At 65.4% G+C, this 8,927-nt stretch carries 12 protein-coding genes; 8 read left to right on the top strand and 4 right to left on the bottom strand.

Annotated elements, in window-relative coordinates:
- Positions 1 to 224: YcbK family protein (locus U1E69_RS20940; protein ID WP_322246339.1), on the top strand; the 224-nt coding region annotated here is incomplete at its 5' end.
- A 119-nt stretch (positions 225 to 343) separates the two neighbouring features.
- Here the strand turns inward: U1E69_RS20940 and U1E69_RS20935 are convergent.
- Both U1E69_RS20935 and U1E69_RS20930 read right to left on the bottom strand, forming a co-directional pair.
- A complete protein-coding gene (locus tag U1E69_RS20935) occupies positions 344 to 1,057 on the bottom strand; it encodes an RlmE family RNA methyltransferase (protein ID WP_416200312.1) in 714 nt (237 codons plus the stop codon).
- 41 nt (positions 1,058 to 1,098) lie between these two features.
- A complete protein-coding gene (locus U1E69_RS20930) occupies positions 1,099 to 2,241 on the bottom strand; it encodes a Ppx/GppA phosphatase family protein (protein ID WP_322246338.1) in 1,143 nt (380 codons plus the stop codon).
- Positions 2,242 to 2,427: 186 nt separating this feature from the next.
- Here U1E69_RS20930 and U1E69_RS20925 point away from each other — a divergent pair, with 186 nt between their 5' ends.
- From U1E69_RS20925 to U1E69_RS20905, 5 genes are all read left to right on the top strand, one after another.
- Entirely contained in the window at positions 2,428 to 3,087 is a 660-nt protein-coding gene (locus tag U1E69_RS20925) for an outer membrane protein (RefSeq protein WP_322246337.1), read from the top strand.
- Between the two features lie 245 nt (positions 3,088 to 3,332).
- Entirely contained in the window at positions 3,333 to 3,635 is a 303-nt protein-coding gene (locus U1E69_RS20920) for a virulence factor (protein WP_322246336.1), read from the top strand.
- A gap of 28 nt (positions 3,636 to 3,663) precedes the next feature.
- Positions 3,664 to 4,581, top strand: a complete 918-nt coding sequence (locus tag U1E69_RS20915) for a methylenetetrahydrofolate reductase (RefSeq protein ID WP_322246335.1) — start codon at positions 3,664 to 3,666, stop codon at positions 4,579 to 4,581.
- Positions 4,582 to 4,596: 15 nt separating this feature from the next.
- Complete coding sequence (locus U1E69_RS20910; protein ID WP_322246334.1) at positions 4,597 to 5,577, top strand: methyltetrahydrofolate cobalamin methyltransferase; 981 nt, start codon at positions 4,597 to 4,599, stop codon at positions 5,575 to 5,577.
- Between the two features lie 191 nt (positions 5,578 to 5,768).
- On the top strand, positions 5,769 to 6,293 hold the full coding sequence (locus tag U1E69_RS20905) for an eCIS core domain-containing protein (RefSeq protein ID WP_322246333.1): 525 nt from the start codon (positions 5,769 to 5,771) through the stop codon (positions 6,291 to 6,293).
- Positions 6,294 to 6,380: 87 nt separating this feature from the next.
- Here the strand turns inward: U1E69_RS20905 and U1E69_RS20900 are convergent, their stop codons facing one another.
- Positions 6,381 to 7,106 (bottom strand): GNAT family N-acyltransferase, encoded by a 726-nt coding sequence (locus U1E69_RS20900; protein ID WP_322246332.1) that lies wholly within the window; start codon positions 7,104 to 7,106, stop codon positions 6,381 to 6,383.
- A 52-nt stretch (positions 7,107 to 7,158) separates the two neighbouring features.
- Here U1E69_RS20900 and msrB point away from each other — a divergent pair, with 52 nt between their 5' ends.
- Positions 7,159 to 7,551, top strand: a complete 393-nt coding sequence (msrB, locus tag U1E69_RS20895) for a peptide-methionine (R)-S-oxide reductase MsrB (RefSeq protein ID WP_322246331.1) — start codon at positions 7,159 to 7,161, stop codon at positions 7,549 to 7,551.
- Here msrB and U1E69_RS20890 read toward each other — a convergent pair whose 3' ends face one another.
- Positions 7,552 to 8,040: an outer membrane protein assembly factor BamE gene (locus tag U1E69_RS20890; protein WP_322246330.1), complete on the bottom strand. Its 489-nt coding sequence runs from the start codon at positions 8,038 to 8,040 to the stop codon at positions 7,552 to 7,554.
- Between the two features lie 143 nt (positions 8,041 to 8,183).
- Between U1E69_RS20890 and U1E69_RS20885 the strand changes: the two genes are divergently transcribed.
- On the top strand, positions 8,184 to 8,759 hold the full coding sequence (locus tag U1E69_RS20885) for a YceD family protein (protein ID WP_322246329.1): 576 nt from the start codon (positions 8,184 to 8,186) through the stop codon (positions 8,757 to 8,759).
- Positions 8,760 to 8,927 lie beyond the last annotated feature (168 nt).

The following is an 8,927-nucleotide window of genomic DNA, read 5'->3' as shown; positions in this document are numbered from 1 at the left end:
ACCGCTCCCCCAGAACCAACGCCATGCTCCGGTCAAGGTCTGGCGGTGTTGCGAAGAACTCGCTGCACATGAAGGGCCAGGCAGCCGACTTGCGGCTTCAGTCACGTTCAGTCGGGCAGATGGCCAAGGCGGCTGCGGCCTGCGCTTCGGGCGGGGTCGGCAAGTATTCGCGCTCAAACTTCGTCCACATGGATTGCGGACCGGTCCGCAGCTGGGGCGGCTGATCAGCTCCACCCCGCTGAAACAGGGCGCCTTCGGGCGCCTTTTTCATTGTCATTCTAGAGAATTGCGGCCGACCACTGCCCTCTCCCCCCGCGGGAGAGGGGCCGGAGGTGAGGGGAGGTCACCCCAGAGGACCCGCGTCAGGGTCAGACTGCCCTTCGCCGCCCTCGACCAGACGGCCGCGGAAGCCCATCGCCACGACGAACTTTTCCGAACTGTCTGCCCGGCTGGCCGGTGGCTTCACGTTTGCCACCTTCTTGAAATTCTTCTTCAGCAAGGTCTGCATCTGCTGCTCGGCCCCGCCCGCCAGCACCTTGGCGACAAAGGTGCCGTCGTCCTCCAGCACGTCGAAGGCAAAGGCCAGCGCCGCTTCGATCAGCGCCACAATGCGCAGGTGATCGGTGCCCTTGTGCCCGCTGGCCGCCGCCGCCATGTCCGACATCACCACGTCGGCACGGCCACCCAGCCAGCCCTTGACCTTGTCTTCCGCGCCATCCTCCAGAAAGTCCAGCTGGTGGATTTCCGCGCCCGAGATCGCCTCGACCTCTTGCAGGTCGACACCCAGCACATAGCCGATCGGTTTCTTCGGGTTCTGCCCCAGCGCGTTGACCCGCAACGCCGCCACCTGACACCAGCCCCCCGGCGCGCAGCCCAGATCGACCACCCGCGCCCCCGGTTTCAGGAAGCCGTACTTGTCGTCCAGCTCCAGGATCTTGTAGGCCGCCCGGCCCCGATACCCCTCTTTGCGCGCGCGGATCACGTAAGGGTCGTTCAGCTGCCGCTCCAGCCACAGCGTCGAGGAAAGCTTGCGCCCCTTGGCGGTCTTGACGCGCACCCGCAGCTCACGCTGCCCGCGCCCGGAGGTCTGTTACTCGCTCATGTGTAGGGTCCGTCCGAAAGCACGCCGTCCGCGCTCATCTGCGCATAGAGAAGCCCCTCCCTAAGGCCCCTGTCGGCCACCGACAAGCGGTCCGTGGGCCAGATGCGCATCAGGGCCTGCAGGATCGCCGCCCCCGACATGATCAGCGCATGCCGGTCGCGCCCGATCCGCGGGTCGGTCCGCCGCCCTTCCGGCCCCAGCGCCAGATATTCCCGGATCACAAGGTCGATCTGGTCGGATGTCATCTGCAACCCGTCCACCTTGGTCCGGTCATAGCGCTTGAGGTTCAGGAACGACGCCGCCACCGTGGTCACCGTCCCGGAGGTCCCGATGATCTGGAACCCTTCGCGCGGGTTTTCGGCGTTGTAGGGGCTGAAGCTGGCCAGGTTCTCTTCGAAGAACCAGCTCATCAGCGCAAAGCGCGCCGCATCGTCGTCGACGTCGATGAACTGGTCCTTCAGCGTCGCCACCCCCAAGGGCACCGAAATCCAGTCCACCACCCGCGCCACCGCGCCCTCGCCCTGCGCGTTGAAGCCCATGTGCAACCGCATGATCGCCTTTGGCCGGTCCGCAGGGGCCACCGCGCTCAGGTCGATCCAGACCAGTTCGGTCGAGCCACCGCCGATATCGACCACCAGAAGCTGCTCGGTCGAGGTATTGACCAGCGGCGCGCACGAGATGACAGCCAGCCGCGCCTCTTCCTCTGGGGCGATGATCTCCAGCGCAAGGCCGGTTTCGCGCCGCACCTGGCGGATGAACTCCTTGGCATTGCGCGCCCGCCGGCACGCCTCGGTCGCGACCAGCCGCATCCGGGCGACGCCATGTTTCTCGATCTTCTTCTCGCAGATCCGCAGCGCCTGGATCGTCCGCCCCATCGAGGCGCGCGACAACCGGCCCGAGGCTTCAAGCCCCACGCCCAGCTGCACCGATTTCGAAAAGCTGTCTATGATCGAAAACTGACTGCCCAGGGGTTGGGCAATCAGCATCCGGCAACTGTTCGTTCCCAGGTCCAGCGCCGCATAAAGCGGAGCAGGCCCCAAGTCATGCAGGGCTGACGGCTCATCCGCGAGGGAAACGGCCATCGGCGTCTCGACCTGCGCGTCTGTCGCGTCCGCCCTACGGGGACGCTCGGGCGTCATGACCGCCCTCCATCTGTGGTTACCCCGAAAGGTAGACGGGTTTTCCCGCCCTGACAAGCGTGGCTGCCCGGATGCGGGCTGTTGCATTCCTGCCTGAACCGCGGGCCCATGACCCGGGCCATGTCCCATGCACATTGACGCATATTGCAAGCGGGGCATATCCTTGGAAAAAACGTCGAGGCAGTCATGAAAATCACAGCAAGGCCAATCGTGGCGGGCAGTCTCTTTGCCGCCATCCTCGGGTCATCCGCAGTTCTTGCCGAACCGATCCCGACGACGGACTGGTCCGGCTATTACGTAGGCCTTTCCGCCGCCCGATCGACCGGGGACAATTACTGGGACCGCCCCGCCTTGGGTGGCCACGCCACCTTGTCCGACGACTGGACCGGCACGCTGCCGATCCTGACGGTCGGCCGCGACTGGCAGCGGGGTCAATTCACCTTTGGTGCGGCGTTCAGCATTTCCAGCGGCGAGATCACTGCCTCCCCGCAGCCTGGCATCTTCCTGTTGTGCAACGATTGCGAAACCATCGTCAGCGACCTGATGACTTTGCGGGGCCGCGTCGGTCTGGCGGATAGCAAGATGCATTTCTTCGCAACCGGAGGCTTCGCCCAGGCCGACGTCGCCGGCACCAGCGGCGGCGGACAGACGACGGTCAACAGCGACACGCTGACGGGCTGGACGCTGGGCCTAGGCGTCGAGCGGAATCTGGGCGACAAGGTTTCGCTGACCGCAGGCTACGACCACTTCGACCTTGGCGCGATCACGCTTGAAGGTCATAACCCCGGCGCGATCTCGGAGATCGAGTTCGGTCTGATGCAGATCGGCGTGAACTACCGCTGGTAGCCAGACGATCCTGACCCATCATGCCCAGCCGCCACCCGGGGGCCGGGCATTTTCGTTTCGCGCGGCTCATCTTCTTCATGAAATCTTCTGCGTCAGGCCCCCCTCGCATCCGCCAGCGCAGGTGACTACTCTCGCACGGCGCCGAGGTGGTCGCATCTATCTCCCGCCATGTCGAAAACCGACACCGGCTGTCGGAGAGCGACGTCTATCAACGCAGCAACAGGCAGTCAGGGAATCACCGCATCATGGCCGAAATCACCATCGTCTACTGGCGCGACATCCCGGCCCAGGTCATCGTCGGCAAGGGGCGCAAAGGCTCGAAGGTCCAGCTGACAGAACGGTTCGAACAGGCCATCGACCGCTGCGCCATGAAGATCGGCGCCAAGGACGCGGACGCTTATCTTGCCGAATGGCGCAAGACCGTCGTGGCCGATCTGGAGGGCGAGCCGGACACCCTTGCCGCCGACTATGCCGCGAAGCTGGAGGCCGAATTCGACACCGCCCGCCTGAAATCGCTGATCGACGCCGAAGGCTGGGCCAAGGCCTGAAGCCATCATGACCCTTAAGGAGACTGTCATGGCCCTGTTCAACTTCCGCCGCAAGGAAGACGCCGCCCCCGCCACCGGGTCTCTGGAGCCCTTCCTCAAGGGCTACTCGATCGAGGTCATGCCCCGTACCGCCGAAAAAGTGGAAAGCTTCCGCGACCTTTTGCCCACCGGCACCCGCGTCTACATCGCCCATATCGACGGCACGCCGATCGAGGACATGGTGGCGACCGCCAAGCGCATCGGGGCCGAAGGCTTCGACGTGATGCCCCACTTCCCGGCCCGCATCATCAAGGACAAGGCCACGCTGCAATCCTGGGTCGCGGCCTACAAGGATGTCGGCGTCTCCCAGGGCCTCCTCCTTGCCGGTGGTGTGGCGCAACCAGTGGGCGACTTCAGCACTTCGATGCAACTCCTTGAATCCGGGGCGTTTGACGGGTTCAAGCGCCTCCACGTCGCAGGCCACCCCGAGGGCAACAAGGACATCGACCCCGATGGCTCGGACCGCATGGTCATGGAAGCCGCCCGCTGGAAATCCGCCTTCATGGACCGCACCGACGCCCAGATGGCGATGGCCACCCAGTTCTGCTTCGAGGCTCAGCCGGTGATCGACTGGGTGAACCGACTGCAGGCCGAAGGCATCAAGCTTCCCGTTCACATCGGCATCGCCGGTCCCGCGAAGCTGCAGACCCTGATCAAGTTCGCCATCGCTTGCGGTGTCGGTCCATCGCTCCGCGTGTTGCAAAAGCGGGCGATGGATGTGACGAAACTCCTTCTCCCCTACGAGCCGACCGAGGTCCTTGAGGGCCTTGCCGCCCACAAGGCCGCGCACCCGGGCTTTGGTATCGAACAGGTCCACTTCTTCCCCCTTGGCGGCATCAAGACCAATGCCCAGTGGGTTACCGAAAACGGCGGCGCCTCGGGCGTTCCGGCCTCTGCCACCGCTTAAGAGAAAGCCTCAAGTATGACCCGTACTGTCATTGAATCCAAAACGAAAACCGTCATCATCGGCTTTGATGAACCCTTCTGCGTGATCGGCGAACGCATCAACCCCACGGGCCGCAAGAAGCTTGCCGCCGAGCTTGAGGCCGGCAACTTCGACACCGTCATCAAGGACGCCCTCGAACAGGTCGCCTGCGGGGCCACCGTCCTTGACGTGAACTCGGGCGCGGTCTTCACCAACATGATGGCCCAGGACCCGCGCTATGCCGACAACAACTTCGTCGAGCCGCCGCTGATGAAGGCCTTGATCGAGATCATCCAGCAGACCGTCGACGTGCCCCTCTGCATCGACTCGTCGGTCCCCGGCGCGCTGGAATCCGGCCTGATGGCCTGCGAAGGCCGCCCGCTGCTGAACTCGGTCACGGGTGAGGAACACCGTCTCGAACTCGTCCTGCCCTTGGTCAAGAAATACAACGTCCCGGTCGTGGCAATCTCGAACGATGACACCGGGATCAGCGAAAATCCCGATGTCCGCTTCGCCGTCGCGAAGAAGATCGTCGAACGCGCCGCCGATTTCGGCATCCCCGCGCATGACATCGTGGTCGACCCGCTGGTCATGCCCGTCGGCGCGATGGGCTCGGCGGGCCAGCAGGTCTTCGCCCTCGTCCGCCGCCTGCGTGAAGAGCTGGGCGTGAACACCACCTGTGGTGCCTCGAACATCAGCTTCGGCCTGCCGCACCGCCACGGCATCAATGCAGCCTTCCTGCCGATGGCCATCGGCGCGGGCATGACCTCCGCCATCATGAACCCGGTTCGCCAGCAGGAAATGGAGGCGATCCGCGCCGCCAACTTCCTGATGAACCACGACGCGAACGGCGGCGAGTGGATCCGTTTTGCCAAGGTGCTGGAATCGGTCGAAGGCGGCATGACCTTCGCCGAAGCCTCCGCCGCCGCCTCCCAGGCTGCCGGGGGCCGTCGCGGCGGCCGTCGCGGCCGGGCCTAAGCGGGACGGCTGCCCACCTGACGGAGGTCCCGAGGTCCTGCGTGTCCTTCACACGCAGGGCCGAGACAAAAGGTCTTCGCGCGGAACGCGCTCCGTTTCACAACCGCCCCAACCCGCGCAGCCCTCACCTTTCCGTCACCGACGGAAGCCTCAGGTTGAACCCTGGCCCGAACCTTGGCACCCTGAGGCCCATGCGTGCTGGCCCCCTTTTCGCACTTCTCCTCGCGGCCCTTCCCGCGACGCCGCCGCAGGCCCAGACCCTCTTTGACCCGAACGCTGCGCTGGAAACGGGCTACGAGATCGCCGCAACCGCGCTGGCCAACGCCCTTGTCGCCTCGCGCGATGCCGCCTGGACGCAGGGCACCGATCCGATGCCGCCCCACATCCGGGAGGCGCTTCTGGCCTGGTATCCCGCCGACCTTCTTGACAGCATCGAATACCGCGTCGGCGTGATCGAGGACGCCAGCGTCCAATCGCTTGCAATGCGCTACGGTGATGCCACCGCGGTCACCGCCATCGACACGATCATCTTCCGCAACGCCTGGGACGCCCAGAACAACGTCGCCCTCTGGGGCCACGAGGTGAAGCATGTCGAACAGTTCCGTGACTGGGGCTTGATGGATTTCGCCCGCCGATACGTCCGAGATCACCAGGCCGTCGAGGCCGAAGCCTACGCCATTGGCGATGCGATCAAGGCGATCCACGGCGGCGGCTGATTTCAGCACAAGAAGGACATAACATTAACGTCTTCCGATAAATACTAGAAAATACGTTGTTTTTACACATTTGCCTTGCGTGACCATCTACCCCGCCACCGCGCGCAACGACGCCGCCCGGGCCGCGGGCACCTGGTCCACCTCGACGCAGGTGAAGACATGCAGCGTGTCCAGGTCCAGGTCCACCACCGCGTGATCGCTGACCCAGCCGCCCATCCCCAGGTAGGTTCGCAACAGCGCAGGCAGCCCCGCCAGCGAGGCCCGTCGGTCACCCACTGGCCCGACCAGCGCGGGGTAGTCCACGACCTCGGCCGCCTTCCGCCCCGGCAGGTGTTCCACCGGCCCCAGGAACTCGGCTGCCAGAAGCGCCAGCCCCGCCCGATGCGTCTCCCACCTGGCGCCGCGGAAACTGGAACACCCCACCAGAAGCCCCGCCTGCCCCTCGTCCACCAGCCGCGTCATCGCGCCCCAGGCCAGCCGCAGCACGTCCGGATGCACCCCACCCGGCGCGACGCAGAACCGCCCGATCTCGGCGATGGGCCGGGCATAGCCCGACAAAGGCCCCACATCGTAGAACCGCGCGGCATAGCCCTGCGCCAGCCCCGCCCCCCAGCCAAACAGCATGACCCGGAAATAGCCCAGCAATCCCTCGGGCCCCTCGACCATCACATGCGCCGACAGCGCGTCCTGCGCATCGGCCTCGACGCCCCTGCTGCGCGGGAAGCAGGCCGCCCGCAGCGCCATGACCCGGCCCATGTCGGCCCGCCCCTCGGCCAGCCTTGCGACCAGAACGCCCTTTCGAAGTGGCTCCACGCCCTTTCCCCCCGCGGCCGCAGCCCCTAGATTAGCCTCAAAGGAGACCCGCATGGACAAGATCGTCAAGACCGAAGCCGAATGGCAGGCCCAGCTTTCGGACCTCGCCTACAAGGTGACCCGCAAGCACGGGACCGAACGCGCCTTCACCCACGACGCCTTCCCGAAGGACCCCGGCACCTTCCGCTGCATCTGCTGCGGCGCGCCGCTCTTTGACCAGAAGACCAAGTTCGAAAGTGGCACCGGCTGGCCCAGCTTCTACGCCCCGCTCGATCCCGAAATGGTGGGTGAGCAGTCGGACAACAGCTGGTTCATGCGCCGGACCGAGGTGCACTGCAACCGCTGCGACGCCCATCTGGGCCACGTCTTCCCCGACGGCCCCGCGCCCACCGGCCTGCGCTACTGCATCAACGGCGTGGCGCTGACGTTCGAGCCCGAGGACTGATCAGTCGCCCAGCAGGTCGCCCGCCTGCAGGCGACCGAAGCTGCCCAGGATCTGCTGGATGACGTTCAGCCCCTTCACGTTCGGCTCGGTCACCCGCCGCGAAATCTGGACGACCTTGCCGTCCTCCAGCCCGTAGCGGGCGACATTCTCGACCGTGCCGGCCGCGTTGAAGGTCACCGCCAGCACCTGGCGTTCGATCTCTTGCGGGGCACGCGGGCCGAAATGCTTGTAGCGGCTTTGCACGTAGAACCAGCCCTCGTCGTTCAGAAGGCCCGAGGTCGTCGGACGGCCGATCTTCTGGCCCACCGTTTCGCGCGTGTCGACGCCGACCTCGATCAGGGCCAGTTCCTGCTCGGTCGGGACATAGCCGTGGTTGCGAAAGACCGGCGAGCAGCCCGCGACCGTCGCGATGAGAGCCAGCGAAACAAGCCCCTTGCGCGACCCCTGGCAGGCCGCCAGGACCGAACGCGCGAACCGGAAATCTGCCATGCCTGTCCTCACGCCCCGCTCTTTTGCCATCTGTCAACGCAGGTTCTTCAAAACCCTTGGCGTTCGGGATAACAGACTATGAGCCCCTTGTTCAAGAATGGAACGCCGCACCCGTTTTGGGCGGCCCCGCGAAAGCCCCGCCAATGACCGATCCTGACCATGCCCGCCCCACCCGCTTCCGCACCGGCGGTCTTAGTCCGCGCAAGCCGACCCGGTTCAGCTATCGCCCCGATGCGGACGAACGCAAGGCGATGGCCCAGGAGCTTGAACTTCTGGGCCTGTCGCATCTGGACCTGACCGGCGAGATCCACCCCTCGGGGCGCGACGAACTGGTGCTTGAGGCGCGGCTGACCGCCCGCGCCGACCAGCCCTGCAGCGTGACGCTGGTCCCTGTCCCGGCGCGGATCGACGAACTGGTGCGCCGCCGCTATGTCGCGGGCTACCAACTGCCCGAGGGCGACGAGGTCGAGATGCCCGAGGATGACACGGTCGAGCCGATGCCCGAGATGATCGATCTGGCCGAAATCGCGGTCGAGGCTCTGGCTTTGGCCTTGCCGCTTTACCCGCGCGCGCCCGGTGTCGACTTCGCGCAGACGCTTCACGCCGGGGATGGCGTGACCCCGCTTTCCGACGCCGATGTAAAGCCGTTTTCGGCGCTGCAGGGCCTTGCCGAACAGCTGAAAGCCAAGGGAAAAGCCGGGGCGGACACCGACGAATAGCCCTCCCCCCGTCCCCCTGCCGCACCTGCGAAAAGGGGCTTGCGCCGACCGGGAATCCGAGTATGTTCCGCGCCTCATTCAAGCTGTGAAGCAGCATCGGTCCTGCATTGCCGAATCTTGCAGAACTCCGCTGAATCGCAAAGGAAATCCGGGGCATGTCCCCACTGC

Origin of the sequence: Tabrizicola sp. (assembly GCF_034366665.1) — a bacterium.
Classification (GTDB): domain Bacteria; phylum Pseudomonadota; class Alphaproteobacteria; order Rhodobacterales; family Rhodobacteraceae; genus Tabrizicola.
The sequence above is the reverse complement of the archived record's forward strand: the minus strand, read 5'-3'. Positions and strand labels throughout refer to the sequence as shown.